Annotated in this window: 27 protein-coding genes and 2 riboswitches; of the genes, 9 read left to right on the forward strand and 18 right to left on the reverse strand. The window is 70.8% G+C overall.

Translation table 11 applies throughout. From position 1 onward, the window contains the following. Positions 1 to 6: 6 nt before the first annotated feature. From OHS71_RS13255 to OHS71_RS13265, 3 genes are read right to left on the reverse strand one after another with little or no spacing between them, the layout of a single operon-like run. Positions 7 to 1008, reverse strand: a complete 1002-nt coding sequence (locus OHS71_RS13255) for a methionine synthase (protein ID WP_328479586.1) — start codon at positions 1006 to 1008, stop codon at positions 7 to 9. Positions 1009 to 1057: 49 nt separating this feature from the next. Continuing rightward, positions 1058 to 1756: an SDR family oxidoreductase gene (locus OHS71_RS13260; protein ID WP_328479587.1), complete on the reverse strand. Its 699-nt coding sequence runs from the start codon at positions 1754 to 1756 to the stop codon at positions 1058 to 1060. A gap of 18 nt (positions 1757 to 1774) precedes the next feature. Continuing rightward, positions 1775 to 2314, reverse strand: coding sequence for a TIGR00730 family Rossman fold protein (locus OHS71_RS13265; RefSeq protein ID WP_328479588.1), 540 nt, complete (start codon positions 2312 to 2314; stop codon positions 1775 to 1777). Positions 2315 to 2364: 50 nt separating this feature from the next. Here OHS71_RS13265 and OHS71_RS13270 point away from each other — a divergent pair, with 50 nt between their 5' ends. Beyond that, entirely contained in the window at positions 2365 to 2703 is a 339-nt protein-coding gene (locus tag OHS71_RS13270) for a DUF427 domain-containing protein (RefSeq protein ID WP_328479589.1), read from the forward strand. A 38-nt stretch (positions 2704 to 2741) separates the two neighbouring features. After that, entirely contained in the window at positions 2742 to 3527 is a 786-nt protein-coding gene (locus tag OHS71_RS13275; RefSeq protein ID WP_328479590.1) for an alpha/beta fold hydrolase, read from the forward strand. 33 nt (positions 3528 to 3560) lie between these two features. On the opposite strand, the gene mnmA is transcribed toward OHS71_RS13275, so the two are convergent. Next, complete coding sequence (gene mnmA, locus OHS71_RS13280) at positions 3561 to 4691, reverse strand: tRNA 2-thiouridine(34) synthase MnmA (protein ID WP_328479591.1); 1131 nt, start codon at positions 4689 to 4691, stop codon at positions 3561 to 3563. An 83-nt stretch (positions 4692 to 4774) separates the two neighbouring features. Here mnmA and OHS71_RS13285 point away from each other — a divergent pair, with 83 nt between their 5' ends. Further along, complete coding sequence (locus OHS71_RS13285) at positions 4775 to 5434, forward strand: N-acetylmuramoyl-L-alanine amidase (RefSeq protein ID WP_328479592.1); 660 nt, start codon at positions 4775 to 4777, stop codon at positions 5432 to 5434. Positions 5435 to 5750: 316 nt separating this feature from the next. After that, on the forward strand, positions 5751 to 7334 hold the full coding sequence (locus OHS71_RS13290) for a multicopper oxidase family protein (protein WP_328479593.1): 1584 nt from the start codon (positions 5751 to 5753) through the stop codon (positions 7332 to 7334). 84 nt (positions 7335 to 7418) lie between these two features. Here OHS71_RS13290 and OHS71_RS13295 read toward each other — a convergent pair whose 3' ends face one another. From OHS71_RS13295 to OHS71_RS13305, 3 genes are read right to left on the reverse strand one after another with little or no spacing between them, the layout of a single operon-like run. Beyond that, a complete protein-coding gene (locus tag OHS71_RS13295) occupies positions 7419 to 8582 on the reverse strand; it encodes a cysteine desulfurase family protein (RefSeq protein ID WP_328479594.1) in 1164 nt (387 codons plus the stop codon). Positions 8583 to 8642: 60 nt separating this feature from the next. Further along, entirely contained in the window at positions 8643 to 8909 is a 267-nt protein-coding gene (locus OHS71_RS13300; RefSeq protein WP_328479595.1) for a DUF4190 domain-containing protein, read from the reverse strand. Between the two features lie 34 nt (positions 8910 to 8943). Beyond that, a complete protein-coding gene (locus OHS71_RS13305) occupies positions 8944 to 9111 on the reverse strand; it encodes a hypothetical protein (protein WP_200744280.1) in 168 nt (55 codons plus the stop codon). Positions 9112 to 9233: 122 nt separating this feature from the next. Here OHS71_RS13305 and OHS71_RS13310 point away from each other — a divergent pair, with 122 nt between their 5' ends. After that, a complete protein-coding gene (locus tag OHS71_RS13310; RefSeq protein ID WP_328479596.1) occupies positions 9234 to 9860 on the forward strand; it encodes a TetR family transcriptional regulator in 627 nt (208 codons plus the stop codon). Between the two features lie 88 nt (positions 9861 to 9948). Here OHS71_RS13310 and OHS71_RS13315 read toward each other — a convergent pair whose 3' ends face one another. Together OHS71_RS13315 and OHS71_RS13320 are read right to left on the reverse strand one after the other, a co-directional pair. Further along, positions 9949 to 10371, reverse strand: a complete 423-nt coding sequence (locus tag OHS71_RS13315; RefSeq protein ID WP_328479597.1) for a hypothetical protein — start codon at positions 10369 to 10371, stop codon at positions 9949 to 9951. A 163-nt stretch (positions 10372 to 10534) separates the two neighbouring features. After that, entirely contained in the window at positions 10535 to 11416 is an 882-nt protein-coding gene (locus OHS71_RS13320; RefSeq protein WP_328479598.1) for a thioesterase family protein, read from the reverse strand. Between the two features lie 167 nt (positions 11417 to 11583). Here OHS71_RS13320 and OHS71_RS13325 point away from each other — a divergent pair, with 167 nt between their 5' ends. After that, positions 11584 to 12822: an alpha/beta hydrolase gene (locus tag OHS71_RS13325; protein ID WP_328479599.1), complete on the forward strand. Its 1239-nt coding sequence runs from the start codon at positions 11584 to 11586 to the stop codon at positions 12820 to 12822. Here the strand turns inward: OHS71_RS13325 and OHS71_RS13330 are convergent. The 9 genes from OHS71_RS13330 to OHS71_RS13370 all read right to left on the reverse strand — a co-directional run bounded on the left by OHS71_RS13330 (position 12731) and on the right by OHS71_RS13370 (position 22861). Next, positions 12731 to 13387, reverse strand: coding sequence for a trimeric intracellular cation channel family protein (locus tag OHS71_RS13330; RefSeq protein WP_328479600.1), 657 nt, complete (start codon positions 13385 to 13387; stop codon positions 12731 to 12733). The two genes, OHS71_RS13325 and OHS71_RS13330, sit on opposite strands and share 92 nt — an antisense overlap. A gap of 63 nt (positions 13388 to 13450) precedes the next feature. Continuing rightward, the gene (locus OHS71_RS13335; protein WP_443046927.1) at positions 13451 to 14878 is read right to left on the reverse strand and encodes an ABC transporter ATP-binding protein; all 1428 of its coding nucleotides are present in this window, start codon (positions 14876 to 14878) and stop codon (positions 13451 to 13453) included. Next, positions 14875 to 15972, reverse strand: a complete 1098-nt coding sequence (locus OHS71_RS13340) for an ABC transporter ATP-binding protein (protein WP_328479601.1) — start codon at positions 15970 to 15972, stop codon at positions 14875 to 14877. Before OHS71_RS13340 ends, OHS71_RS13335 begins: the two co-directional genes overlap by 4 nt. Continuing rightward, positions 15969 to 16967, reverse strand: a complete 999-nt coding sequence (locus tag OHS71_RS13345; protein ID WP_328479602.1) for an ABC transporter permease — start codon at positions 16965 to 16967, stop codon at positions 15969 to 15971. Before OHS71_RS13345 ends, OHS71_RS13340 begins: the two co-directional genes overlap by 4 nt. Positions 16968 to 17077: 110 nt before the next feature. Continuing rightward, positions 17078 to 18877, reverse strand: coding sequence for an ABC transporter substrate-binding protein (locus OHS71_RS13350; RefSeq protein WP_328479603.1), 1800 nt, complete (start codon positions 18875 to 18877; stop codon positions 17078 to 17080). Between the two features lie 118 nt (positions 18878 to 18995). Continuing rightward, complete coding sequence (locus tag OHS71_RS13355) at positions 18996 to 20003, reverse strand: ABC transporter permease (RefSeq protein WP_328479604.1); 1008 nt, start codon at positions 20001 to 20003, stop codon at positions 18996 to 18998. Between the two features lie 312 nt (positions 20004 to 20315). Next, positions 20316 to 21071, reverse strand: a complete 756-nt coding sequence (locus OHS71_RS13360) for an enhanced serine sensitivity protein SseB C-terminal domain-containing protein (RefSeq protein ID WP_328484493.1) — start codon at positions 21069 to 21071, stop codon at positions 20316 to 20318. Positions 21072 to 21286: 215 nt separating this feature from the next. Beyond that, positions 21287 to 22093 carry an enhanced serine sensitivity protein SseB gene (locus OHS71_RS13365; protein ID WP_328479605.1) on the reverse strand — a complete coding sequence of 269 codons (807 nt, stop codon included), beginning with the start codon at positions 22091 to 22093 and terminating at the stop codon, positions 21287 to 21289. A gap of 78 nt (positions 22094 to 22171) precedes the next feature. After that, a complete protein-coding gene (locus OHS71_RS13370; protein ID WP_328484494.1) occupies positions 22172 to 22861 on the reverse strand; it encodes an AAA family ATPase in 690 nt (229 codons plus the stop codon). A gap of 170 nt (positions 22862 to 23031) precedes the next feature. Further along, a riboswitch (glycine riboswitch) is annotated at positions 23032 to 23131 on the forward strand. After that, positions 23132 to 23249: riboswitch (glycine riboswitch) on the forward strand. A gap of 81 nt (positions 23250 to 23330) precedes the next feature. Between OHS71_RS13370 and gcvT the strand changes: the two genes are divergently transcribed. The 3 genes from gcvT to glyA all read left to right on the forward strand — a co-directional run bounded on the left by gcvT (position 23331) and on the right by glyA (position 26276). Continuing rightward, complete coding sequence (gene gcvT, locus OHS71_RS13375; protein WP_328479606.1) at positions 23331 to 24488, forward strand: glycine cleavage system aminomethyltransferase GcvT; 1158 nt, start codon at positions 23331 to 23333, stop codon at positions 24486 to 24488. A gap of 118 nt (positions 24489 to 24606) precedes the next feature. Continuing rightward, the gene (gcvH, locus tag OHS71_RS13380; protein ID WP_328479607.1) at positions 24607 to 24984 is read left to right on the forward strand and encodes a glycine cleavage system protein GcvH; all 378 of its coding nucleotides are present in this window, start codon (positions 24607 to 24609) and stop codon (positions 24982 to 24984) included. A 14-nt stretch (positions 24985 to 24998) separates the two neighbouring features. Beyond that, the gene (gene glyA / locus OHS71_RS13385; RefSeq protein WP_328479608.1) at positions 24999 to 26276 is read left to right on the forward strand and encodes a serine hydroxymethyltransferase; all 1278 of its coding nucleotides are present in this window, start codon (positions 24999 to 25001) and stop codon (positions 26274 to 26276) included. Positions 26277 to 26290: the final 14 nt, after the last annotated feature.

Below are 26290 nucleotides of genomic sequence, written 5' to 3' on the forward strand. Positions count from 1 at the left end.
CTCCCGTTACTCTGGGTTGTCCGCGAGGGATCTCGCCGCCCGGACGCAGTGGGCGAGGGCCTGACGCGCGTACGCGGGGGAAGCCCCCGCGAGACCGCACGACGGCGTGAGCGTGACCGCCTCGGTGAGAAGCCCCGGTCGCAGCCCCAGCCTGCTCCACAGCGTCCTGACACCCATGACGCTACCGGCAGGGTCCGACAATGGAGCGTCCACGCCCGGCACGACACCGGCGAACAGCCGGGTGCCCCCTTCCACCGCCTCACCGATCGCATCGTCGTCACGCTCGGTGAGGAGCGAGAAGTCGAAGGAGACCGCCGCCGCGCCGGCCCGGCGCAGCAGGGCGAACGGTACGTCCGGTGCGCAGGAGTGGACCACGACGGGGCCGCCGGCGTGCACCCCGACGACGTCCCGCAGGGTGGCCTCCACCACCTGCCGGTCGACGGCGCGGTGGGTGTGGTAGCCGCTGGCGGTGCGTACCTGGCCGCGCAGGACCGCGGTGAGGGAGGGTTCGTCGAGCTGGAGCACGAGCTGCGCGCCCGGCAGGCGGCGGCGCATCTCGTCGAGGTGGAGGCGCAGGCCCTCGGCGAGGGAGCCGGCGAGGTCGCGGCGGGCTCCGTGGTCGGAGAGCACCGCCTGGCCGTTCTTCAGTTCCAGTGCCGCCGCGAGGGTCCAGGGCCCGACGGCCTGCACCTTCACCTGGCCCTCGTAGCCCTGGGTGAACTCCTCCAGGGCGTCCAGGTCCTCCCCCAGCCAGGACCGCGCCCGTTTGGTGTCCCGCCCCGGCCGGTCCCCGAGCCGCCAACCGCTGGGCTCCACACGCGCGTACAGCTCGACGAGCATCCCGGCGGTGCGGCCGATCATGTCGGCGCCGGGACCGCGGGCCGGCAGCTCGGCGAGAAACGGGAAGTCCTCGAAGGACCCGGTGGCGGCCTTGGCGGCCTCGCGGGCGTCAGCGCCGGGCAGGGACCCGATGCCGGTGGCGGGGCCGAAACTGAAGTGTGCGTTCACAGGGGAAGCCTACGTAGGCGCGAAAGGCCCTCACGCCCCGCGCGGGGTCTCACCGCCCCGGCCGCACGGTCAGATCGTTGACCTCCGCGTCCCGGGGCAGGTCGATCGCCATCAGGATCGTCGTCGCGACCGACTCGGGGTCGATCCATTCCGCGGGGTCGTACTCCTTGCCCTCCTGCCGGTGGACCTTGGCCTGCATGGGGCTTGCCGTGCGGCCGGGGTAGACGGAGGTGACGCGGACGCCGTGCTCGTGCTCCTCGGCGCGCAGGGCGTCGGCCAGCGCCTTCAGGCCGTGCTTGGAGGCCGCGTACGCGGACCAGTCGGCGTTCGCCCGCAATCCCGCCCCCGAGTTGACGAAGAGCACATGCCCGCGTGTGGTCCGCAGCTGGGGAAGGAAGTGGCGGGTCAGTTCGGCCGGGGCGATCAGGTTGACGTCGAGCTGGTGACGCCAGGCCTTCGGGGTCAGGTCGCCGACCGGGCCGAGGTCGACCACGCCGGCGATGTGCAGCAGCGAGTCCACCCGGTCGGGGAGCGACTGGTGGGAGAAGGCCCAGCTCAGCTTGGCGGGGTCGGCCAGGTCGCCGACCAGGGTCCGGGCCCCGGGGAACTCCGCCGCGAGTTCCTTCGCGCGGCCCGCGTCGCGCGCGTGCAGCACGAGTTCGTCCCCGCGCGCGTGCAGACGGCGGGCGACGGCCGCGCCGATGCCGGAACCTGCGCCGGTGATCACATGAGTAGCCATGCCCGCCATGCTCGCATCACCGGGGGATCACCCGATGCCCTGGCTCTCCTCCAGGTAGGCCAGTGCGCCCACCGGCTCCTCGGCGAAGAACACCAGCTCGGTGAGGGGCCGGGGCAGGAAGCCCTCGTCCTCCATGCGCCGGAACTGCTCCTTGAGGCCGTCGTAGAAGCCCGCGGTGTTGAGCAGCACGACCGGCTTGTCGGTGTGGCCGTGCTTCTTCAGCTCGAGGATCTCGGTCGCCTCGTCCAGCGTCCCGGTCCCACCGACCATGATCACCACCGCGTCGGACTTCTCCAGGAGGAGCCGCTTGCGCTCGGCGAGGTCCCGGGCGACGACCATCTCGTCCGCCCCGGCCCGCGCGGTGGCCGCGAGGAAGTCGACCGACACCCCGCACAGCCGGCCGCCCGCCTCCTGTACGCCGTCGGCGACCACCTTCATCAGACCGACGTCGGAGCCGCCCCACACCAGCGTGTGGCCGCCCTTGCCGAGGAGTTCGGCGAACTCGCGCGCGGGGCGGGTGTAGCGGTCGTCGAGGTCGGCGGCGGAGAGGAAGACGCAGATACGCATGGAGCCACGGTACGCGGGAAGAACCGGGCGCCCGCAGGTGCTGTTCCGGTATGGCCAACGGACACACGATCACGATCGAGCGGGACGCCCGGCACCTCAGGGTCGTCCACGGGGGCCACGTGCTGGCCGAGACCGACCGGGCCCTCGCGCTGCGCGAGACCGGCTGTCCCGTGCGGTTCTACATCCCCGCCGAGGACGTACGGCTCGACCTGCTGACCCCCTCCGACACCCACACCTACTGCCCCTTCAAGGGAACGGCCTCCTACTGGTCCCTGCCGGATGCGGCGGACCTCGTCTGGGCCTATCCCGACCCGAAGCCGGACGTCGCCGAGATCAGGAACCATCTCTGCTTCTACGAAGTGGAAGTCGCGGAAGCCGAGGTGTCGTAGGCCGATGACCGCCGTGCCGTGCGGCAGTCTGCATGAGCATGGACAAGAAGACTGTTTCCCTCGACGGCACCGAACTCGCGTACGCACGCGCCGGTCAGGGCCCCGCGGTCATCCTGGTGAGCGGGGCGATGTCCACCGGCGGCACCATGGCGCCCCTGGCCGGGCTGCTCGCGGACCGCTGCACAGTGCTCCGGTACGACCGGCGGGGGCGTGGCGAGAGCGGTGACACGACGCCGTACGCGGTGGAACGCGAGGTCGAGGACCTGGCGGCCCTCGTCGAAGCGGCGGGCGGCGAGGCCTCGCTGTACGGCATCTCGTCGGGCGGCGCGCTGGTGCTGGAGGCGGCGGCCGCCGGGCTGCCGGTGCGGCGGGTGGCCGTGTACGAGACGCCGTACGCCCTGGACGAGGAGGGCGCGCGGGAGCGTGCCGAGTACACCGCGCGGCTGACCGAGGCGCTCGCGCAGGGGCGGCGCGGGGACGCCGTCGAGCTGTTCCTGCGGCTGACGGGGCTGGCCGAGGAGATGATCCGGGGCGCCCGCCGGTCACCGATGTGGGCGAGCATGGAGGCCGTCGCGCCGACCCTCGCCTACGACGACAGCGTCATGGGCGGCGGGCTGCTGCCCCGGGAGCGGCTGGCGTCGATCGCCGTCCCGGTGCTGGCGGTGGCCGGCGCGGCGAGTCCGCCGTGGCTGTGCGAAGCCACGCGTGCCGTCGCGGACGCGGTCCCGGACGGCACGTACCGCACGCTCGAGGGCCAGACCCACATGGTGGACCCCGGCGTCCTCGCGCCGGTGCTGGCGGAGTTCTTCGGGCAGGGGGACTGAGGCCGGGCCGCCCCGGCCCGCACGGGACCGGGGTCAGGCCACCCCGGCCGCCGCCCGTACGGTGCTCGCGATCGTCGCCGAGCCCACCACGCGCGTGTCGTCGTACAGCACGATCGCCTGGCCCGGGGCCACGCCGCGGACCGGCTCCGTGAAGGTGACCTCGAGGCGGCCGTCGACCAGTTCGGCGGTCACCTCGGTCTCGCCGCCGTGGGCGCGCAGCTGGGCCGTGTAGGTACCGGGGCCCGCCGGGGCGGCGCCGCACCAGCGGGGCTTGATCGCGGTGAGGGCGCCGACGTCGAGGGAGGCGGCCGGGCCGACCGTCACCTTGTTGTCCACCGGGGAGATGTCGAGGACGTAGCGCGGCTTGCCGTCGTCGGCGGGGGTGCCGATGCGCAGCCCCTTGCGCTGGCCGATGGTGAAGCCGTACGCGCCCTCGTGGGTGCCCACCTTCGCACCGGACTCGTCGACGATGTCGCCCTGCGCCCGGCCCAGCCGCTTCGCGAGGAAGCCCTGGGTGTCGCCGTCGGCGATGAAGCAGATGTCGTGGGAGTCGGGCTTCTTGGCGACCGCCAGGCCCCGGCGCTCGGCCTCCGCGCGGATCTCGTCCTTCGTGGTCAGGGTGTCCCCCAGCGGGAACAGGGCGTGCGCCAGCTGCCGGTCGTCCAGCACCCCGAGGACGTACGACTGGTCCTTGGCCATGTCGGAGGCGCGGTGCAGCTCGCGCGTGCCGTCCTCGCGGACCAGCACCTTCGCGTAGTGGCCCGTGCACACCGCGTCGAAGCCCAGGGCGAGCGCCTTGTCGAGCAGCGCGGCGAACTTGATCTTCTCGTTGCAGCGAAGACAGGGGTTGGGGGTGCGGCCGGCCTCGTACTCGGCGACGAAGTCGTCCACGACGTCCTCGCGGAAGCGGTCGGCGAGGTCCCAGACGTAGAACGGGATGCCGATGACGTCGGCCGCGCGGCGGGCGTCCCGGGAGTCCTCGATGGTGCAACAGCCCCGCGCGCCGGTGCGGAACGACTGCGGGTTCGCGGAGAGCGCGAGGTGGACGCCGGTCACGTCGTGGCCGGCTTCGGCGGCGCGGGCGGCGGCGACGGCGGAGTCGACTCCGCCGGACATGGCGGCGAGTACGCGAAGGGGGCGGGAGCGCTGCGAGGTCTCAGTCATAACCCTTCCAGGGTACGGGTCGCCGGGAACCGCAGCCCGCGAGTATCCGTTGACGATCTCGAGGGGCGAGGAAGGGCACGGACATGGGGGAGAAGAAGAGCGACTCCGACCGGCGGATCGGGCGGCGCGCCCTGCTGATCGGCGGGGTGGCGGCCGCGGTCGGCACCGGGGTGCTGGCGCGTGCGGAGCTGGCGCGGCTGTACTGGCGGCTGCCGGGTGTGCGCAGATCGCGGGTGGAGGGCGCGGTGGACTTCCGGGGCGCCCGGTGGATGCCGGCGTCGGAGGCGAACTTCCGCTGGGCGGACCGGCCGGACGACTACGGGATCGACATGGTCGTCATCCATGTCACCCAGGGCGATCTCGGCAGCGCGGTGAAGGCGTTCGAGGACCCGGGGCACCGGGCGGCCGCGCACTACATCGTCGGCAAGGACGGGCATGTCACGCAGATGGTCCGGGAGCTGGACGTGGCGTACCACGCGGGCAACCGGGCCTACAACGAGCGCAGTGTCGGCATCGAGCACGAGGGCTTCGTGGACCGGCCGAAGGACTTCACCGACGCGATGTACACCGCCTCCGCAGGGCTGACCGCCGCGATCTGCCGGCGATACGACATACCCGTCGACCGTGAGCACGTCATCGGGCATGTGGAGGTGCCGGGCACCGACCACACCGACCCGGGCGAGCACTGGGACTGGGACCGGTACCTGCCGCTCGTGCGCAAGGCGCTCGCCGCTGCCGCGTGACGCAGGACCGGAGCGGCTTTTCCCCGACCTGTTGCGGTTCCCGGCCGGCCCTCCGCCCTCCGCCGTCCTCGGGGCTCGGGGCTCACGCGTCAACCTGTGTGATGCAGGTCACTCGCGTGCCATATCGTGCGTAATCCCCGGGGCCCGTCCGCCCGATGTGTCCCGAGCCCGGACCTTGACCTGCGGTCCGGTCAACTCGACAGTCCTGCAAGTGAGTTGGCAACCGAGGTCGCTCACGGCGCCCGCACAGCCACCCGGGCCCGCTCCCAGGTTCGCCCCAGTCTTCACATAGCCCTCAGGTCGAGGCTCCACGGCCATGACACACACCACAGAACCCGCCTCGGGCGCGGAGCGGCCAAGCAGGGGCGCCCACGCCAGAATCGGCCGGGACGGCACGGACGGGCACTCCAAGGAGCCGAAGGGCGCGGGCGGCAAGGGCCTGCACCGGCGGAAGTTCCTCGGCGGGATGGCCGGGGCGGCCGGACTGGCCGCCGTCGGAGCGGCCGGGGCGACCTTCTCCCTGCTGACCGGCGGCAACAGCACCAAGGCGGCCGCCGCCGACGCCACGGGCACCCTCCACATCCCCGACCTGCTGGAGGGCACCGCGTCCGGGGGCACCACCACCTACACCCTGACCGCGAAGACCGGGACGAACGAGGTGATCAGCGGCGTCACCAGCACCACGGCCGGGTACAACGGGTCGTACCTCGGCCCGACCATGAAGTGGACCAAGGGCGACACGGTCCTGCTGAACATCACCAACACCCTCGGCGACGAGACCTCGGTCCACTTCCACGGCGCCCACATCCCGCCCAAGATGGACGGCGGTCCGCAGAACGCCTTCGCGGACGGCGTGACCTGGTCGCCCACCTTCGAGATCCTCGACGAGGCCAAGACCCTCTGGTACCACCCGCACGCCCTGGGCACCACGGCCGAGCAGGTCGTGCACGGCCTGGCGGGCATGATCATCGTCGAGGACGACTCGGACGTCTCGGCCGCGCTGCCCGGCGAGTACGGCGTCGACGACATCCCGATCATCCTGCAATGTCTGGCGGCCGACAGCAGCGGCGACATCAAGTACAACGTGGCCGGCTACCTCGGCGCGGGCCTCAGCTACCCGGTGCTGTGCAACGGCACCAATGTCGACTCGACCACCCTCGGCTTCACCGCCACCAAGAAGCGCACCCGCTTCCGGGTCCTCAACGCCTCCCCCGCCGACATCATGACCGTCCAGCGCGGCGACGGTGGGACCCTCACCCAGATCGCCACCGACCAGGGCTACCTCGCCGAGGCGACCGAGGTGACCACGATCCGGCTGGTGGCCGGCGCCCGTGCGGAGTTCGTCCTCGACCTCGAGGACGCCGTCACCCTCCAGGCCGTCGTCACCACCGGCTGGATCCGCGGCGGAAGCGGCACCTACGACTTCCTGACCGTGACCCCGAACGCCTCCGACACCCCCGCCGACCTGCCGAGCTCACTCAACACGATCACCCGGTACGACACGAGTTCCTTCACCGCGCGGACCATCACCCTCGGCCAGGGCACCGGCGGGACCATGACGATCAACGGCTCGGCGGGCACCACCATGGCCGGGATGGCCATGATCAGCACCACGCTGGGCGCCGAGGAGGTCTGGACGATCAAGAACAGTACGCAGCTGGAGCACTCGTTCCATCTGCACGACGTGCCCTACCAGGTGATCGAGATCAACGGTGCGGCACCGACCGGCGTCGACCTCGGCTGGTTCGACACCTTCGAGGTGGTCGGCGGCGGCTCCATCAAGATCGCGATGAAGTTCACCGACTTCACCGACGACACGTACATGTACATGCTGCACTGCCATCTGCTCCAGCACGAGGACGAAGGCATGATGGCGTCCCTCATGGTCACGGACGGCTAGCCGGAACCGGCGGGACGCTCACCGCGGCCTCCCGGGCAGGCTGCCGCCGGCGGCGGAAGCGCCGGCGGCAGCGGCCCTCGGACGTCAGGTCAGCCCGGCGGCGCGCGCCCGCTCCACCGCCGGACCGATGGCCTTGGCGACCGCCTCGACGTCGGCCTCGGTGGAGGTGTGGCCGAGGGAGAAACGCAGGGTGCCGCGGGCCAGGTCGGGGTCGGTGCCGGTGGCGAGCAGGACATGGCTGGGCTGGGCCACGCCCGCGGTGCAGGCCGAGCCGGTGGAGCACTCGATGCCCTGCGCGTCGAGGAGGAGCAGCAGGGAGTCGCCTTCGCAGCCGGGGAAGGTGAAGTGGGCGTTGGCGGGGAGCCGGTCCACCGGGTCCCCGCCGAGGATCGCGTCCGGGACGGCCGTACGGACCGCGTCGATCAGTGCGTCGCGCAGGGCGCCGATCTCGCGGGCGAACCACTCGCGCTGCTCGGCGGCGAGTCGTCCGGCGACCGCGAAGGAGGCGATGGCGGGGACGTCGAGGGTGCCGGAGCGGACATGACGCTCCTGACCGCCGCCGTGCAACACGGGCACGGGGGTGTACTCGCGGCCGAGGAGAAGGGCGCCGATACCGTACGGCCCGCCGATCTTGTGGCCGGAAACGGTCATCGCGGCAAGCCCGGAGGCGGCGAAGTCGACGGGGATCTGACCGACCGCCTGGACCGCGTCGGCGTGCAGCGGGACGCCGAACTCGGCGGCCACGTCGGCCAGTTCACGAACCGGCAGGATCGTGCCGATCTCGTTGTTGGCCCACATGACGGTAGCCAGGGCCACGTCGTCCGGGTCACGGGCGATGGCTTCGCGGAGCGCCTCGGGATGGACCCGCCCGTAGGAGTCGACCGGCAGATACTCGACCGTGGCGCCCTCGTGCTCGCCCAGCCAGTGCACGGCGTCGAGGACCGCGTGGTGCTCGACGGGACTGGCCAGGACGCGGGTGCGGGCCGGGTCCGTGTCGCGGCGGGACCAGTACAGGCCCTTCACCGCGAGGTTGTCGGCCTCGGTGCCCCCGGAGGTGAGGACGACCTCGCTGGGGCGGGCGCCGAGCGCTTCCGCGAGGGTCTCCCGGGCTTCCTCCACCGTGCGGCGGGCCTGCCGGCCGGCTGCATGGAGGGAGGAGGCGTTGCCGGTGATGCCCAGGTGCGCGGTGAGTGCCTCGACCGCCTCGGGGAGCATCGGCGTGGTCGCGGCGTGGTCGAGGTATGCCATGGTGACCCCGAGTCTACGGGGGTGGGCCGGCACGCCTCGTTGCCAGGTGAGCCCTCGCGGTCAGAAGCTCCAGGAGATCGTCGAGTCGGCCTGCATGAACGCCACCAGGACCACGAGGTCGGCGATGCCCAGGGCCAGACCCAGGTAGGCGCGGCCGCGGCGGGCCGTGCCGCGCCAGAGGGCGACGGCCGCCAGGATGATGGCGATCGGGCCGAGGAAGACGTTGAGGACGAGCAGGCCCAGCAGGCCCAGGACGAAGGACGCGACGGCCATGCCGTCGGTGTCCCGGATGCCGGTGCGGCGGGTGGCCGGTGCGGTGAGTTGCATGACGGGTCAGCTCCTGTGGACGGATGTGCGACGGTCAGTGGGTCGAGGTGTGCCGGCGGCGGCCGTGGCGCTCGCGGAGCGCGAACACGCCGAGCCAGGCGGCGATCACGGCGGCGGCGACCAGGGTGAAGGTGAACGGCGCGTGGGCCACGGTGCCCATGACGAGGCCGAACAGCAGCAGTGCGGCGACGAGGAACAGCATGGGATCGGATCCCCCTCCGTAAAGTTTGGGTGAACAGTTGTAGTTACACTTGTTCACTGACTTTTGAGTCTAACGTGCACTTCGGCTTTCCAATTCCAGAGAACAGTTGTTAACTGGATGATATGAGTCACACCCTCGGCATCCGGCAGGCCCAGAAGCAGAAGACCCGGCAGGCGCTCCTGGACGCGGCGTTGGCGCTGCTGGAGGAGCAGAGCCTGAGCAGCCTGGGCCTGCGCGAGGTCACCCGCGCCGTCGGGGTCGCCCCGACCGCCTTCTACCGGCACTTCCGCTCCACCGCGGATCTGGGTGTCGCCCTGGTCGAGGAGGCGCTGGGCAGCCTGCACCCGATGATCCGCACCACCGTGACCACGGCCGACACGAGCGAGGAACGCATCGCGCGCGCTGTCGAGTTGATCGCCGGTCACGTGAACGCGTACCCCGCTCACGTCCGTTTCATCGCCCGTGAGCGACATGGCGGAGTTCAGCCGGTGCGGGAAGCGATCCGGGAGCAACTGGCCCGGTTCGCCGAGGAGGTGAGGACCGAACTGGCCAAGGACGCGGAGGCCGAGGGCTGGAGCGACGACGACCTGCTGATGCTCTCGCACCTCTATGTCGACCAGATGCTCATCACCGCCTCGCTGTTCCTGGAGGCGCTCGAGGCCTCGCCGGAGGACCAGGAGCGGATCAGCCTGCTCGCTGCCCGGCAGATGCGGCTCATCAGCATCGGTCGCCACCACTGGCTGGGATGACACCCCGCGGCGGCGCACCGCGCGCCCGCACGGCACAGGGGCGGCGCACCCGTCGCCGAGTGCGCCGCCCCTGTGGTCGAACCGCCCGTCAGCCCTGCTGCTGAGCCTGCTGCCCCTGGCCTCCGCCCGGACCGCCGCAGCCGCCGCCCCCGCCGCCTCCGGGGCCACCCTGACCACCGCCGCCGGGCCCGCCGCTCGGCATGCCCGACGGGAAACCGGTCGGCGTGCCGGTCGGGGCGCCCGACGGCTGCCCCGACGCGGCGCCGGTCGGCGCGCCCGACGGAGCGCCGTCCGGCATCCCCGAGGCGTTGCCGGACGGCGGCCGGCAGGACTGCCGGGCGGACGTTCCGCCGTTCGACGAGGAGGAGTCACCCGAGCCGCAGGCCACCAGGGCGAGGGGCGAGAGCGCCAGCAGCGCCACCGCGGGGACGAGACGGACGGGCATCAGCGCACGCTTCATGAGGAACAGCTCCAGGAGGATGAGGAGGACCTGAGGCCGGAACTCAACCAACGGCGCTTAGGGCTTCCTTGAGCCTCGTCTGTCCCCCGCCTGTCAACCAGGTAAAGCGCACCCCAAGGCACCTTGCCCACCTGGGAGTTCACGTCAGGTGCCCGGTCGGTGCGCTGGTACAGCTCCGTGACGGAAACGGCCCGCACCGCGGGGGCGGCATCCGTCAGCCGAGCCTGGCCCGCGCCAACTGCCGTGACTGCGCGACCAGTCGGTCGGCACTGTCCCAGACCTCGGCGTCCTCCTCGAGGAAGCCGCCGGCGAGGTTGCGGGTGGTGATGGAGACGCGCAGCGGGCCGGGCGCCGGACGGCAGCGGACGTGCACCGTCAGCTCCACCGTCGGGACCCAGCCGCGCAGACCGATCTCGAAGGCGGTGGGCGGCAGGGCGTCCACCGCGAGGAGGAGGGAGAGCGGGTCGGGGTCGCGGCCGTCCTTCAGGCCGAACCAGGCCCGCATCTCGCCCTTGCCGGAGGGCTGTCCGAGCGCCCAGCCGAGGGTCGACGGATCCAGCTTGAGCATCAGACGGTCGGCGATGGCGGAGCTGCCGTCGACGGGCGCCGGTCCGTCCTCGGGACCGAAGCACTGGTCCATCGGCGGGATCGTGGGCGGCTTCGCCGTCGTGCGGACGTCGTCCGGCAGGCTGTCCAGATCGCCGTAGGAGGCGAGGACGCGGATGCGCTCGACCTCGGCGCCGTTCTCGTCGTACTGGAAGAGCGAGGCCTGCCCGGTCGACAGGGTGCGGCCGGTGCGGACGACGTCCGTGCGGACGACCGCGGGGCCGGGCTGGGACGCCGTGAGGTAGTGCGCCGAGATCGTGAACGGGTCGCGGTGCGGGAGGGCGTCCCCGAGGGCGCGGCCGAGGACGGCGAGGAGGTAGCCGCCGTTGACGGCGCTGATGATCGTCCAGCCGGCCGAGAGGTCGATGTCGTAGACGCCGGGCGCTCGTCGGGTGAGCGCGGTGTCGCGGTCGAACTCGCTGTCGCCGGTCGAGGCCGTGACGAGGGCGGTGGAGGCCCGCTCGGCTGCCGCGGTAGCTGCTTCTGGCATGGCTGAACCGTACAACAGCTGATTACTAAGCGGTAGCTTTGGTTGATTCCGGCCGGATGGCCGAACTGCACCCCCGCACGGCCGGATCGGGTGAGCGGTCGGCAATTTCTCGGTAAGTGTCCGAACTCGTCCGTAACCTCGACGCCCCGTTTTCCCTCTGCAAAGGCATGAGCCTCACCGGGACTCCGTTCCTCTACACCCTGATCGCGCTGTCCGTCGTCGCCGTGGCGCTGCCGCTGCTGATGTGGTCGCGCCTGCGCGGGCCGCGGGTCCTGCGCGCGGCGGCCCGGGTGGTGATGCTGCTGTTCGCGCAGAGCACGGCCGTCGCCCTGGTCTTCGTCGTGGTCAACAACGCCAACGGCCTGTACGACACCTGGGGCGACCTGCTGGGCACCGGCACCCATGTGCGGCAGGCCGCCGACCTGGGCGCCGACGGCACCGGCGGGATCGCGCTGGACCGGCTGCCCAAGGTCCGGCAGAAGTTCACGCAGGCCGAGGGACCGGCCATGCGCGCCGCCGGCGGGGTGCGCGTCACCCAGCTCAAGGGCCAGGTCTCGGGCATCAACGCCGAGGTCTACGTCTGGCTGCCCCCGCAGTACGCCGAGCCCGCCTACGCACACCGCTCCTTCCCCGTGGTGGAGCTGTTGCCGGGTTACCCGGGCTCCGCGAAGTCCTGGTACGGGACGCTTAAGGTGCATGAGCAACTGGCCCCGCTGATGCGCGAGGGCAAGGTCGCACCGTTCATCCTCGTCACGCCGCGCACCACTCTGCTGCCGGGGGTGGACACCGGCTGCGCCAACGTCCCGGGCACCGTCAACGCCGACACCTGGCTCAGTATCGACGTACCGAAGATGATCAAGGACAACTTCCGGGCCCAGCCCGCGCCCCAGGGCTGGGCGGTCGCCGGGTACTCGGCGGGGGCGCACTGCGCGACGAAACTCGCCATCGCCCATCCCGACCGCTACCGGGCCGCGGTGAGCCTGTCCGGATACAGCGACCCCATGAGCCAGCCCGACTCCCTCACCGCGCAGAACCCCGCGCTGCGCCGGGCCAACAACCCGTACCTGCTGCTGCGCAAGGCCGCCGTTCCGCCTGCCGTGGCCCTCTACATGTCCGGTCAGCCGAAGGACGGCTACGAGGAGGCCCTGGCGATGCGGGAGGCGGCGAAGGCGCCGACCACCGTGCACGTCGTCTACATCCCGAGCAGCGCGGGCGGCCACACCATGGGGCTGTGGCGGCCGCAGGTCGTGCCGGCGTTCCGCTGGCTGACGACGCAGCTGGACCAGCACTGGGTGACCGGCGCGGGCCGCAGAACTACTCCTCACGGACCGTCGAGCGCCGGTTCCAAGCACGCGGCGCTCGCCAGTGGAACCGCATCGCGAGAAGCCGCAGCGCGAAGGCGGTGACCGCGGCCGAGCCGCTGGCCAGCGGGGTGAGCACGTCGTAGCGGATGCAGAGCACCACCACGGTGGCGCCGACGATCGCCGGGACGGCGTAGAGGTCGCGGTCCCAGCGCAGCAGCGAGGGCACCTCGTTGGCCAGCACATCGCGCAGCACACCGCCGCCGACGGCCGTGGCGACGCCCAGCGCGGCCGCCGCGGTGAGGCCGAGGCCGTAGTCGTAGGCCTTGGTGGTCCCGGTGACGCAGAACAGGCCGAGGCCCGCGGCGTCGAAGACGTTGACCCCCTGCTGGATCCGCTCCACCTGCGGGTGGAGGAAGACGACCAGGAGAGCGGCCAGCAGCGGGGTGAGGAAGTACCCCAGGTCCGTGAAGGCGGCCGGCGGCACGGCCCCGATGACGAGGTCGCGGAAGACCCCGCCGCCCAGCGCGGTGACCTCGGCGAGCATGGCGATGCCGAACACGTCGAAGTTCTTGCGGACGGCCAGCAGCGCGCCCGAGATGGCGAAGACGAAAATGCCGATCAGGTCGAGCGTGTGCTGGACGGAGGGGCTGAATATTTGCTGGAGCACCCCTACATTCTCACCCAACACGAAGCCCCCGCCTTACATTGCAAGGCGGGGGCTCGGTGTTACTTACTTCTCCTTGGCCGAAGCGTCGCCCGTGGCGTCGCCTGAGGCGTCGTCGCCGGAGGTCTCCGAGGCGGCCTCGGCGACCGGCTCGGCGTCCCCGGTGGCCTCGGCCGCGGGGGCCTCGGCGGGCTCCGTGGCCTCGGCGGGCTCCGTGGCCTCGGCGGGCACCGTAGCCTCGGCGGGCTCAGCAGCCTCGGCCGGCTCCGCGCTCGCGGCAGCCTCGGCGGCGGCCGCTTCCGCGGCCACCTCCGCCGCCACCGCCGCCGACGTCTCCGCCGACTCCGCGAGCACCTCGTCGGCCACCAGCTCCGCCGCCTCCTTCGCGACGGTCAGCAGGACGGTGTCCTGCGGCGCCTGGTCCGCGAAGTTCTCCGGGTGGTGGCAGGCGACCTGCTGGCCGGGCCGCAGCTCGACGAGCGCCGGCTCCTTGGTCGTGCAGATCTGCGTCGCCTTCCAGCACCGGGTGTGGAAGCGGCAGCCGCTCGGCGGCGAGATCGGCGAGGGCACGTCGCCCTTGAGCAGGATCCGCTCGCTCTTGGCGTTCTTGCGGCGCGGGTCCGGGATCGGCACCGCCGACATCAGCGCCTTGGTGTACGGGTGCATCGGCGACTTGTAGAGCAGGTCGCGGTCGGCCAGCTCCACGATCTTGCCGAGGTACATCACCGCGATGCGGTCCGAGACGTGCCGGACCACCGACAGGTCGTGCGCGATGATCACGTACGTCAGGCCGAGCTCTTCCTGAAGGTCGTCCAGCAGGTTGACGACCTGGGCCTGGATCGACACGTCCAGGGCCGAGACCGGCTCGTCCGCCACGACCAGCCGCGGGTTCAGCGCGAGCGCGCGGGCGATGCCGATGCGCTGCCGCTGGCCGCCGGAGAACTCGTGCGGGTAGCGGTTGTAGTGCTCGGGGTTGAGACCCACGACCGACAGCAGCCGCTGCACTTCCTTCTTGATGCCGCCCTCGGGCTCGACGCCCTGGAGCTTGAAGGGAGCGCCGACGATCGTGCCGATGGTGTGGCGCGGGTTCAGCGACGAGTACGGGTCCTGGAAGATCATCTGCACGTCGCGGCGCAGCGGACGCATGCCGCTCACCCCGAGGTGCGTGATGTCCTTGCCCTGGAACTCGACCTTGCCGGCGGTCGGTTCGAGCAGCCGGGTGATCAGCCGGCCCATCGTGGACTTGCCGCAGCCGGACTCGCCCACGACGCCGAGGGTCTCGCCGGAGCGGACCTCGAAGTCGATGCCGTCGACCGCGTGCACCGCCCCGACCTGCCGCTGGAGCAGGCCCTTCTTGATCGGGAAGTGCTTCTGGAGCCCGGTCACCTTCAGCAGGACCTCGCCGGGGGCGGCGTCCTTGGTGAGGGTCGCGCCCTTCGCCTCGGGGGCGTCGGCCTGCGCGGGGATCTTCACCGCTTTCTCGTCGTCACTCACAGCTTCGGCGCAATCTCTTCGGTCCAGATACGCTCCCGCTGCTCCGTGCCCAGGTGGCAGGCGGCCCAGTGGCGACTGCCGACCTCGGCCAGCTCGGGCCGGACGGTGCGGGTGACGTTGTCCTTCGGCAGGTCCGCGTACGGGCAGCGCGGGTTGAAGGCGCAGCCGGACGGGATGTTGATCAGCGAGGGCGGGGAGCCCTTGACCGGGATCAGGCGCTCCTGCTGCTCACGGTCCAGACGCGGCATCGAGCCGAGCAGACCCCAGGTGTAGGGGTGCCGGGGCTCGTAGAACACCTTGTCGGCCGGGCCGCGCTCGACGCAACGGCCGCCGTACATCACCAGGATGTCGTCGGCCAGTTCGGCGACGACGCCCAGGTCGTGGGTGATGACGATGACCGCGGAGCCGAACTCCTTCTGGAGGTCGCGGATGAGGTCGAGGATCTGCGCCTGGACGGTGACGTCCAAGGCGGTCGTCGGCTCGTCCGCGATCAGCAGCTCCGGGTTGTTGACCAGCGACATCGCGATCATCGCGCGCTGGCGCATACCGCCGGAGAACTCGTGCGGGTAGCTGTCGATCCGCTTGTCCGGCTGCGGGATGCCCACCCGGTCGAGCATCTCGACCGCACGGCGCTTGGCGGTCTTCTTGTCGACGTCGTGGTGGATCCGGTAGGCCTCCACGATCTGCTGACCGATCGTGTAGTACGGGTGCAGCGCCGACAGCGGATCCTGGAAGATCATCGCCATCTCACGGCCGCGCAACTTGCGCACGTGGTCCGGGTCGGCGGACAGCAGCTCGGTGCCGTCCAGCCAGATCTCGCCGGAGATCTGCGCCTTGCGCTTGCCGTACTGGCCGGCGGTGTGCAGGCCCATGATGCCGAGCGAGGTCACCGACTTGCCGGATCCGGACTCGCCCACGATGCCGAGGGTCTTGCCCTTCTCCAGCTGGAAGCTGAGCCCGTCGACCGACTTGACCAGACCGTCGTCGGTCGGGAAGTGCACCTTGAGGTCGCGGACCTCGAGGAAGGAAGTCGGCGCGGGCGAAGCGGGGGTGGGCTCGCCCACGGCCGCTCCGCTCTTGCTGAGTTCGGTCATGCGAGCCTCACTCGGGGGTCGATCACGGCGTACATAATGTCCACCACGAGGTTGGCGACGAGCACCGCCAGAGAAGTGATCAGGGTGACGCCCAGGATGACGGGCAGGTCCTGGTTCTTGATGGCGTTCAGCACCGCCTGGCCGAGGCCGGGCAGGTTGAACGCCGTCTCGGTCAGGATCGCGCCGCCGATGAGGGCGCCCAGGTCCATGCCGAGCATGGTCAGCAGCGGGGTCATCGTGGAGCGCATGGCGTGCTTGCCGATGACGGTCTGCTCCTTGAGGCCCTTGGCGCGGGCGGTGCGGATGTAGTCCTCGCCGAGGATCTCCAGCATGGTGGCCCGGGTGATGCGGGCGTACATGGCCGCGTACAGGAACGCGAGGGTGACCCAGGGCAGGATCATCCCGCCGAACCAGCCGGTGAAACTCTCGTCCAGGGGTACGAACTGCCCGTCGAACAGGTCCAGTCCGTACACGAAGATCGACAGGGCGACCATGCCGGTGAAGTAGATCGGGAGGGAGACACCCGAGAGCGCGATCACCATCGCGCCGCGGTCCCACATGCTGCCCCGCTTGAGCGCGGAGAGCACACCGGCCGAGACACCGAGGATCAGCCACAGCACGGCGGCACCGAGCGCGAGCGCCAGGGTCACCGGGAAGCGGTCGGTCAGCACCGGCCAGACGGCCTGCTCACTGCGGAAGGAGTAACCGAAGCACGGGGCGGCGCAGTGGATGGAGTCGCCACCGCCCGTGTAGGTCCGTCCGGCGAAGATGCCCTTGAAGAACTCCCAGACCTGGGCGTAGATCGGGTCGCCCAGGCCCAGCTTCTCGCGCACACCCTCGACGGCGGCAGGGTCGGCCTGCTTGCCCACGAAGCTCAAGGCGATGTCTACGCCAGCCCACTTGGGGATGAGGAAGAAGATGCCGAAGACCACCATGACGATGACCACGAGCATCACTGCGGCGGCGAACAGCCGCCTGATGAGGTAAGCGAGCACAGCTCTCGGCCCGCCGCGGACCGCGGGCCACCGGATTGTGTCCAGTGACCCGCGGATCCGCCGCGCCGGCCTTCACCTGCCTTTCGTGCCGTTCGGCGGGTGTGCCGGGACTACTTCTTCGGGTTCTTCAGACCGAGGTTGACGAAGTCGTACTGACCGCTGTAACCGTCGGTGGTGTAGACGTTCGCCAGGTTGTCCGAGCGCCAGTTGATGAACCGCTCGAAGACGAAGGGCAGGTAGTACGCACCCTCCATCACCTTGTGGTTGATCTCCGTGGCGATCTTGGTCTTGCCGGCGTCGTCCAGCGTGGTGACGTACGACGAGAACAGGCCGTCGATCGTCTTGTCGTTGATGAGCGCGTAGTTGTTGTTACCGCTCTGAGCGATGTACTTGCTGCTCCACAGCGGCAGACCGAAGCCCTGGACGGACGGGAAGTCCGGACCCCAGCCCATGATGATGATGCCGTAGCCCTTCTTCTTCACGTTCGAGGGGCTGCCGATGATGCCGGCGGTCTGCGAGCCGTCGTACTGGTCGATCTCGGCGGTGATGCCGATCTTCTTCAGCGACGCCTGGAGGGACTGGGCGGTGGCCACCTCGACCGGCTTGTTGTTACGCACCGCGATGGTGGTCTTGAAGCCGTTCGGCTGACCGCAGGCCTTCAGGGCCTCCTTGGCCTTGGCCTCGTTGCCGCTCTTGTTGGCGCCGGAGATCTCGTACGGGTCGTACTTCTGGCCCTCGGCGCCCGGGACGGACGGCGGGAGCATGTTGGTGCCGATGTCGCCGCCGGCGACCGGACCGCCGCGGGCGGTCTGGAGCGACACGTGGTCGGCGCCGAGGATGACGGCCTTGCGGCACTCGATGTTGTTGAACGGCGCGACGCTCTGCGGGAAGACCGCGTAGCGGACGTAGCCGGAGACCGGGTTGTCCAGGTTGCCCTTGTGCTGCTTCAGGGCGGTGGTGCGGCCCTGCGGCGACATGCCGGTCTGGTTCAGGTCGAGGTCCAGGTCACCGCTCAGCAGACGCTGGTCGAGCTGGTTGGCGTCCGAGAAGAACTTGATGGTGATCTCGTCCGGGTAGGCCTTGCGGATCGGGTCCGAGGCCTGCTTCCAGGAGGTGTTGCGGACCAGCTTGAGGTCCTTGCCCGGGGAGTAGGACGCGAACTTGTACGGGCCCGAGGAGAACGGCTTCAGGCCGTACTTGGCCTTGGTGTCCATGTCCTGGCGGACCGGCGAGGCCGAGACCAGGGCCAGCATCTCCTCGAAGTCCGAGTTGGCCTGCGGGAGGTGGAAGACGATGGTCTTGTCGTCGGGCGTGTCTATCGCCTTCAGACCCAGCTTGTCCGCCGAGGTGTCCTTGTAGGGACCCTTGTAGGCGCCCTTGGGGTCGAGCACGTCCTTCAGGTACGTCGGACCGCCGGACAGCACGTCCTGCGCCCAGACGCGCTCGATGCCGTACTTCACGTCCTTGGACGTGATCGGCTTGCCGTCCTCCCACGTGACGCCGTCACGCAGGGTGTACGTGTAGGTCTTGCCGTCGTCCGTGACCTTCGCGGTCGCCGTGGCGAGGTCCGGAGTGACCTCGGCGCCCGCGGCGCCCGGCTCGGCCTTGTTCGTGACGAGCTGGCGGCTGTAGTAGCGGGCGAAGTTCCACATCATGCCGTAGTAGCCACGCGTGGTGTCCCACGAGTCGGCGTCCTGCGCGGCACCGAACTTCAGCGTGCCGCCCTTCTTGGCGGCAGAGGCCTGGGCGACCTTGTTGTTCGCGGCGTCGAAGCCGGCGGCACCGGAGCTCGAGCCCTTGTCGCCGTCGTCTCCACCGCCGCCGCACGCCGCCGTGGTCAGCAGCGCGGCGACCGCGGCAGTAGCGGCAAGCGCCTGCTTCCGCCGCCCTGAGGTGCGTTGGGTAGTCACGATCTCGGATCCTCCGGATAGATGAGAGATACCCCGTGTGAAGGCCACGGGACGGTTGGGGTGCCGTGTTCTCGGCTGTTCTGCGGCTCGCTGTGTCGCTGGTCCCCGTGGGGGCGGATCAGCGGGAGGCCTTCGGGTCCAGCGCGTCCCGGATGCCGTCACCGAAGAGGTTGAAGGCGAGCACGGTGATGAAGATCGCCACACCCGGGACCACCATGTACATGGGGTCGGACTCGTAGTAGTCGATCGCGCTGGAGAGCATCTGTCCCCACGAGGCGGTGGGCGGCTTGACGCCGACGCCCAGGAAGCTCAGCGCCGCCTCGGTGAGGATGTTGGTGGGGATCATCATCGTCGTGTACACGACGATCGGGGCGACCAGATTGGGCAGCAGTTCCTTGAACAGGATGTACATCCGCCCCGCGCCCAGCGATCGGGCGGCCTCGACGTACTCGCGCTCACGCAGCGAGAGCGTCTGGCCGCGCACCACACGTCCGATGTAGGGCCAGCCGAAGAAGCCGATGACCAGGATCATCACGAAGACGCGCACGCTCGAACCGGTGAGTCCCAGCATGTTGTTCGGCATGACGGAGACCAGCGCGATGATGAACAGCAGCTGCGGGAAGGCGAGCAGACCGTCCATCACCCGGCTGATCAGGGAGTCGACCCAGCCGCCGAAGAATCCGGCGAGGATGCCCAGCACGGTTCCGAGGATCACGGCCACCACGGCGGACAGGAAGCCCACCAGGAGGGAGATCCGGGCGCCGTAGAGGATGCGGGCGAAGATGTCGCGGCCGTTGACCGGCTCGACACCGAGCAGGTGGTCCCCGCTGAGGCCGCCCAGGGAGCCCGTGGGCGTGCCGAACAGCGGGTCGATGAGGTTCTCGTGGTACTCGTTCGGGTCCTGCCCCAGAAGCCCCGTGATGACCGGCGCCAGCAGCGCGACCACGACGAGGAGGAGCACCACGACACCGCCCGTCAGGGCGAGCTTGTCCCGCTTGAGGCGCTCCCAGGCGATCCGGCCCAGGGAACGACCCTGAACGGCCTTGGCGCCGCTGGTGGCGACCGCCGCTTCCTCGGCCGCGCTCGGGGCCGCTTCCGCGGTCGGCTCGTGCAATGGTGCCGTCATCTGGCAGGGACCCCTCTCAACCGGCGGTAGCCGGCCCGCACTTGCCGCTGTAGCGGCGTGATCAGTCCGTAATACGCAGGGGATAAGTCCCCTGACGCCGGAGTCTTCAACGGTTTGGCGATCTGTAGCCAGACTTGGCAGTGAATGGATGCGTAAACGTGATCCGGGTAGTGGGGTTCCGTTATCCGGACGGCGGGTAACGGCCCCCGGACGGGGGCCAATTAGGACAGATCGGTAATAACCCGCACTAATCGTTGTCATCTACGCGCGAAGAAGTCCGTTCCCACCTCACGGTGAGACCGTCCACGGCTGTCAGTAACGTCCGGTGGGCGGATAGCCGTAGCCGCCGGCGGGAGCCTGGGCCGACGCGGGTGCGTGCGCCTCGCGGTCGTAGAAGGGCCGGGCGGTGGCGCGCATCCACATCACGACGGGGTCGTACTCGTCGGTCATGGCGACCGTCGACACCGGCAGCCCGTCCGGCACGGCGCCGATGGACTGCTGCATCATCGCCCGTACGGCGTCCACGGCCTGCGGGGAGGAGTCGTACACGTCGAGCCCGATGGCCAGGTACGGCGCGCCCAGCGCCGGCTGCACCCAGGCGCGGCGCAGCGTACGGACCGCCGGCGTGCGATGGGCGTTCTGCGCCAGCAGGGCGTAGAACTGCGGGATCTCGATGCCGGGCTCGGACAGCCGCAGCGGCCCCGCGGGCTGGCGCTCCAGCCCGGTGGCGATACGGCGCAGGTCCAGCCACGGGATGCCGACGCCGCCGCCGGGGGCGTGCGGGTTCAGCCAGAGGCCGTAGTGGTCGGGGTAGAGGGTGCGGGCCACGTCCAGCCCGTCGACCACCTCGTACGACCGGTTCCAGCCACTCGCGCTGAGCTCCTGGGCGGAGGTGACACAGGGGGCGTAGCCGTGCCCGTCCACCTCCATGTTTCCGTACTGGGCGTCCGGGGAGCCGGCCTGGCCGTGCCACAGCAGCATCCAGAGCCGGCCCGAGGAGGGGGTCGCGAGCGCGCGCAGGAGCGCCTCGTAGGCGTCGTAGCGCCCCGGCGTGACCTGGCGCAGCATGTGCTCGACCGAGCCGGTCGCGGCAGTGCCAGCGCTCACTTTTTATCGCCCCTTCGAGAGGTTGCCCCGCGTCCGGGCCCAGTTTAGGCGCTCCGCCGGCCGAGCCGTTGAGAGCTGCGGGCTTGCCGTGAACCGCGGGCCGCGGACCGGACGGAGCCGGCCGCCGACCGTGGCGGAGCCGCACCGCGGCACAGCCCCGCACCGCCGGGGCGGATTCACCGGTCGCTCGTGTAGAAGGGACGGACCCTTTCCCTCAGCCAGTCGCCCACCGGGTCCTGGGCGACGTCCAGGAGAACCAGGTTCACCGGCCAGGGGGCCGAGGTCCTGCCCAGAGCCCTGCCCAGGGCTTCCAGCGGGAGCGCCCTCAGATCGCCCTCCCACCGGGAGAGTTCCACACCCACGAACATCACCGGGTCCGCCGTCTCGATGACGGCCAGGCAGCGCCGGGCCGTGCGGACCACTCCGATGGCCTCGAACTCCTGCGAGGCCGCGGCCAGGAAGTCCATCGGGTCGTCCTGCCAGTCGGGCTCGTACAGACGGACCCGGCCCCCGGCGGCGCCGCCGTCCAGCGGGGTGCGGCCCGCCCGGCAGAGCTCGGCCACCGCGGCCGGGGGCAGCGGGACACCGACCACCCCGTCCGGGTTCACCAGGATGCCCACCTGCGGGGGCAGCCCGCGGGCGAACTCGACGGCGGGCGCGATCGTGTACGACATGTGCGCGCCGACGACCTGCCGGAACTGCTCCTCGGAGCTGAAGACCGGCACGTACACCTGTCCTTCGAGCTCCAGCGTGGCCAGGTCGAGGGGACCGCTGTGCGGGCTGCCGCCCCCGGGCAGCGGCACCCAGACGAAGCTGCGCCCGAGCACCTCGACGATCCGGCCGCCGGCTCCGGGCACGCCGAGGGAGACGGAGAGCACCTCCTCCAGCTCGTTGCCGGGCCACCCGCCGTGCGGATGGTGGTGCGCCTGCGCCGGAAAGTCCGCGGAGAAGTCCGCCGGGAAGTCCGTCGGGGGGAAATCCATCTGCCTACCGCCTGCTGAGAACCGCTCACTCTGGTGTGGCTGAAAGGCTAGCGGGTGCCGGGGGCGGCACCCGAGCCCTCAGCCGGTGAATCCGATGCGGCGCAGCACGTCGGCCGCTTCGCGGTCCAGCAGCACGGCCGAGCCGCAGCCCGCGGGCAGCCGTCCCTTCTCCACCGCGCGCACCAGCCGGGCGGCGGCGTGGCGGTGGCGCAGGAACGCGTACCGGGAGACGCCCCGACCGCGCTCGCGCTGTCCTTCCAGCGCCGTGTCCGTACCCACGTCGAGCAGCAGCAGATGCAGGGTGCCGCCGCGGCGGCGGGCCTCGCGGCCCAGCCAGTCCCGCACCCAGGTCTGGGTGCCGCAGTCGTGCACGACGACTCCCTCACCGCTGCGCAGGGCGCGGCGCAGTCCCGCGTAGTGGGCGAGGCGGACGAGGGGGCGGTAGAGGCCGTAGGGCAGGAAGCGCGGGGCGCGGGCGTCCCAGCGGTCCCTGGTGTCCTGGGAGTCGACGCGCAGGCCCCGGACCGTCCGCCGCATGAGCGTGGACTTGCCGCTGCCGGGCAGACCGGTCACGACGACCAGGTCCCGGGGACCGAAGACCAGGCCGTGCGGGCTGCGGCCGGCCCGCTCGCGCAGGTCGCGGACGACGGGCGCCTGCTGCGCGCCGGACGCCTCCCGGGCCGGGGCGCCGGGCTGTGCCGGCAGCGCGATCCCCGAACCGGTCGCGAATGCGGTGGACCTCGCCGTGCTCGTCCTGTTCACCGTGATCGTCCTCCCCTGGGGTCGGGTAACCCCTTCCCCATCGAGCGTAAAGAGAAGGTAATGCGCCGTGCCCGGCGTTTTGGTGCGCGTCTCGACACAGGCCGGTTACAGATGCGGCCTGCCGGGATCGGGGCGAGCCGTGCAATGATGGCCGCGCCAACTGCATACCGGCCGTTTGAATCCGCGCGGGAGAGTTCTCAGCAGCAGCTTCGCTGGGGCGCCGAAGGAGCAAGTCCCTCCCTTGAATCTCTCAGGCCCCGTTACCGCGCGGGCGAGGCACATCTGAAAAGCGGGCCGCTGACTCCAGTGGCTCCACCCAAGGTGCAAGTCATGGGCGATCCCGTCGCGGACCGTCATGGCGAACCTCTCAGGTTCCGATGACAGATGGGGAGGAACGACCTCGCCCTTCCCTGTGCCCGCGCGCCCCGCTTCGCTCGCACGGGGGGATCCCGTCGCCTTGGGAGACGAACGCCCGATGAGCAGCACCGACCCCGATTCCGTCCAGCGCGCCGAGCAGCGCCACACCGCCCTCGACGCCGTGCACCGTGCGCTCGGCGCGACGATGACCGACTTCGCCGGCTGGGACATGCCGCTGCGTTACGGCTCCGAGCGCGACGAGCACCAAGCCGTCCGCACCCGCGCCGGGCTTTTCGATCTCTCCCACATGGGCGAGATCACCGTCACCGGCCCGCAGGCCGCCGCCCTTCTCGACTTCGCCCTGGTGGGGAACATCGGGGCGGTCAAGCCCGGCCGCGCCCGCTACACGATGATCTGCCGGGCGGACGGCGGCATCCTGGACGACCTGATCGTCTACCGGCTGGCCGAGACCGAGGCCGGGTCCGCGCAGTACCTGGTGGTGGCCAACGCCTCCAACGCGCAGGTCGTGCTGGACGCCCTCGTGGAGCGGTCCGCGGGCTTCGACGCCGAGGTCCGCGACGACCGTGACGCCTACGCGCTGATCGCCGTGCAGGGCCCCGAGTCCCCCGGCATCCTCGCGGCCGTCACGGACGCCGACCTCGACGGCCTGAAGTACTACGCCGGTCTGCCCGGCACCGTCGCCGGCGTGCCCGCGCTCATCGCGCGCACCGGGTACACCGGCGAGGACGGCTTCGAGCTGTTCGTGCGGCCGGAGCACGCCGTCGAACTGTGGCAGGCGCTGACGAAGGCCGGCGAGGGCGTCGGCCTGGTCCCCTGCGGCCTGTCCTGCCGGGACACCCTGCGCCTGGAGGCCGGCATGCCGCTGTACGGGCACGAGCTGAGCACCTCCCTCACCCCCTTCGACGCGGGCCTCGGCCGGGTCGTGAAGTTCGACAAGGACGGCGACTTCGTCGGGCGTACGGCGCTGGAGGCGGCCGCCGACCGGGCCGCCGCCCTGCCCCCGCGCGTCCTCGTCGGCCTGGTCGCCGAGGGCCGCCGGGTCCCGCGCGCCGGGTACGCGGTCGTCGCAGGCGGCGAGGTGATCGGCGAGGTCACCTCCGGCGCCCCCTCCCCGACCCTCGGCAAGCCGATCGCGATGGCGTACGTCGACGCCGCCCACGCGGCGCCGGGGACCGCGGGCGTCGGCGTGGACATCCGGGGCAGCCACGAGCCGTACGAGGTCGTGGCGCTGCCGTTCTACAAGCGCCGCAAGTAGACACTGGGCGCGTCGACGCCCACCCGCGCGTGACCCTGCGCACAGTTCCGCTGTTCACGCGCGCTCCCAGCAGGTCCCCATTCACCAGCACTCCCCCGCGTACAGGAGAATTCAGGCCATGAGCAACCCCCAGCAGCTGCGCTACAGCAAGGAGCACGAGTGGCTGTCGGTCGCCGAGGACGGCGTCTCGACGGTCGGCATCACGGAGCACGCGGCCAACGCGCTCGGCGACGTGGTCTTCGTCCAGCTCCCGGAGGTCGGTGACACGGTGACCGCGGGCGAGACCTGCGGCGAGCTGGAGTCGACCAAGTCGGTCAGTGAGCTGTACGCACCGGTGACGGGCGAGATCGTCGAGGTCAACCAGGACGTCGTCGACGACCCGGCGCTGGTGAACTCCGCCCCCTTCGAGGGCGGATGGCTGTTCAAGGTACGCGCCGCGGGCGAGCAGGACGATCTGCTCAGCGCCGACGAGTACACCGCCTTCACCGCCGGCTGAGGAGTCGTAGACGCATGTCCGTACTGAACACGCCCCTGCACGAGCTCGACCCGGAGATCGCCGCCGCGGTCGACGCCGAGCTGAACCGCCAGCAGTCCACGCTCGAGATGATCGCCTCGGAGAACTTCGCTCCGCTCGCGGTGATGGAGGCGCAGGGCTCGGTCCTGACCAACAAGTACGCCGAGGGCTACCCGGGCCGCCGCTACTACGGCGGCTGCGAGCACGTCGACGTGGCCGAGCAGATCGCGATCGACCGGATCAAGGAGCTGTTCGGCGCCGAGTACGCCAACGTCCAGCCCCACTCGGGCGCCTCCGCCAACCAGGCCGCCCTGTTCGCGCTGGCCCAGCCGGGCGACACGATCCTCGGCCTGGACCTGGCCCACGGCGGCCACCTGACCCACGGCATGCGGCTGAACTTCTCCGGCAAGCAGTTCAACGTGGTCGCGTACCACGTGGACGACGCCGGTCTGGTCGACATGGCCGAGGTCGAGCGGCTCGCCAAGGAGCACCGCCCGAAGGTGATCATCGCCGGCTGGTCGGCGTACCCGCGGCAGCTGGACTTCGCCGAGTTCCGCCGGATCGCGGACGAGGTCGAGGCCTTCCTGTGGGTCGACATGGCGCACTTCGCCGGTCTGGTCGCGGCGGGTCTGCACCCGAACCCGGTCGCCTACGCGGACGTCGTCACCTCCACCACCCACAAGACGCTGGGCGGCCCCCGCGGCGGCATCATCCTCGCCAGGAAGGAGTTCGCGAAGAAGCTGAACTCGTCCGTCTTCCCGGGCTTCCAGGGCGGTCCCCTGGAGCACGTGATCGCGGCCAAGGCGGTCTCCTTCAAGGTCGCCGCCGGCGAGGAGTTCAAGGAGCGCCAGCGCCGTACGGTGGAGGGCGCGCAGATCCTCGCCGAGCGGCTGACCTCGCCGGACGCCCGCGCGGCCGGGGTGAACGTCCTGTCCGGGGGCACCGACGTGCACCTGATCCTGGTCGACCTGCGCGAGTCCGAGCTGGACGGTCAGCAGGCCGAGGACCGGCTCCACGAGGTCGGCATCACCGTCAACCGCAACGCGGTCCCCAACGACCCGCGGCCGCCGATGGTGACCTCCGGTCTGCGGATCGGCACGCCCGCCCTGGCCACCCGCGGTTTCACCGCCGAGGACTTCGCCGAGGTCGCGGACGTGATCGCGGAGACGCTGAAGGCGCCGTCCCCGTTCGCCGAGGCCGACGCGGCGCCGCTGAAGGCCCGGGTCACGGCCCTGGCGGACAAGCACCCGCTGTACCCCGGTCTGAACGGATAGTTCCCTTTCCCGGG

The organism is Streptomyces sp. NBC_00377 (assembly GCF_036075115.1).
Lineage (GTDB): Bacteria > Actinomycetota > Actinomycetes > Streptomycetales > Streptomycetaceae > Streptomyces.

Excerpts from the sequence above, each read along its gene's own strand:
- gcvT (WP_328479606.1), top strand. The coding sequence starts at position 23,331 with ATGAGCAGCACCGACCCCGATTCCGTCCAGCGCGCCGAGCAGCGCCAC.
- gcvH (WP_328479607.1), top strand. The coding sequence starts at position 24,607 with ATGAGCAACCCCCAGCAGCTGCGCTACAGCAAGGAGCACGAGTGGCTG.
- OHS71_RS13365 (WP_328479605.1), bottom strand. The coding sequence starts at position 22,093 with ATGGATTTCCCCCCGACGGACTTCCCGGCGGACTTCTCCGCGGACTTT.
- OHS71_RS13290 (WP_328479593.1), top strand. The coding sequence starts at position 5,751 with ATGACACACACCACAGAACCCGCCTCGGGCGCGGAGCGGCCAAGCAGG.
- OHS71_RS13270 (WP_328479589.1), top strand. The coding sequence starts at position 2,365 with ATGGCCAACGGACACACGATCACGATCGAGCGGGACGCCCGGCACCTC.
- OHS71_RS13295 (WP_328479594.1), bottom strand. The coding sequence starts at position 8,582 with ATGGCATACCTCGACCACGCCGCGACCACGCCGATGCTCCCCGAGGCG.
- OHS71_RS13265 (WP_328479588.1), bottom strand. The coding sequence starts at position 2,314 with ATGCGTATCTGCGTCTTCCTCTCCGCCGCCGACCTCGACGACCGCTAC.
- OHS71_RS13285 (WP_328479592.1), top strand. The coding sequence starts at position 4,775 with ATGGGGGAGAAGAAGAGCGACTCCGACCGGCGGATCGGGCGGCGCGCC.
- OHS71_RS13325 (WP_328479599.1), top strand. The coding sequence starts at position 11,584 with ATGAGCCTCACCGGGACTCCGTTCCTCTACACCCTGATCGCGCTGTCC.
- OHS71_RS13275 (WP_328479590.1), top strand. The coding sequence starts at position 2,742 with ATGGACAAGAAGACTGTTTCCCTCGACGGCACCGAACTCGCGTACGCA.
- OHS71_RS13340 (WP_328479601.1), bottom strand. The coding sequence starts at position 15,972 with ATGACCGAACTCAGCAAGAGCGGAGCGGCCGTGGGCGAGCCCACCCCC.
- OHS71_RS13360 (WP_328484493.1), bottom strand. The coding sequence starts at position 21,071 with ATGCTGCGCCAGGTCACGCCGGGGCGCTACGACGCCTACGAGGCGCTC.
- OHS71_RS13355 (WP_328479604.1), bottom strand. The coding sequence starts at position 20,003 with ATGACGGCACCATTGCACGAGCCGACCGCGGAAGCGGCCCCGAGCGCG.
- OHS71_RS13300 (WP_328479595.1), bottom strand. The coding sequence starts at position 8,909 with ATGCAACTCACCGCACCGGCCACCCGCCGCACCGGCATCCGGGACACC.
- OHS71_RS13310 (WP_328479596.1), top strand. The coding sequence starts at position 9,234 with ATGAGTCACACCCTCGGCATCCGGCAGGCCCAGAAGCAGAAGACCCGG.
- OHS71_RS13305 (WP_200744280.1), bottom strand. The coding sequence starts at position 9,111 with ATGCTGTTCCTCGTCGCCGCACTGCTGCTGTTCGGCCTCGTCATGGGC.
- OHS71_RS13260 (WP_328479587.1), bottom strand. The coding sequence starts at position 1,756 with ATGGCGGGCATGGCTACTCATGTGATCACCGGCGCAGGTTCCGGCATC.
- mnmA (WP_328479591.1), bottom strand. The coding sequence starts at position 4,691 with ATGACTGAGACCTCGCAGCGCTCCCGCCCCCTTCGCGTACTCGCCGCC.
- glyA (WP_328479608.1), top strand. The coding sequence starts at position 24,999 with ATGTCCGTACTGAACACGCCCCTGCACGAGCTCGACCCGGAGATCGCC.
- OHS71_RS13320 (WP_328479598.1), bottom strand. The coding sequence starts at position 11,416 with ATGCCAGAAGCAGCTACCGCGGCAGCCGAGCGGGCCTCCACCGCCCTC.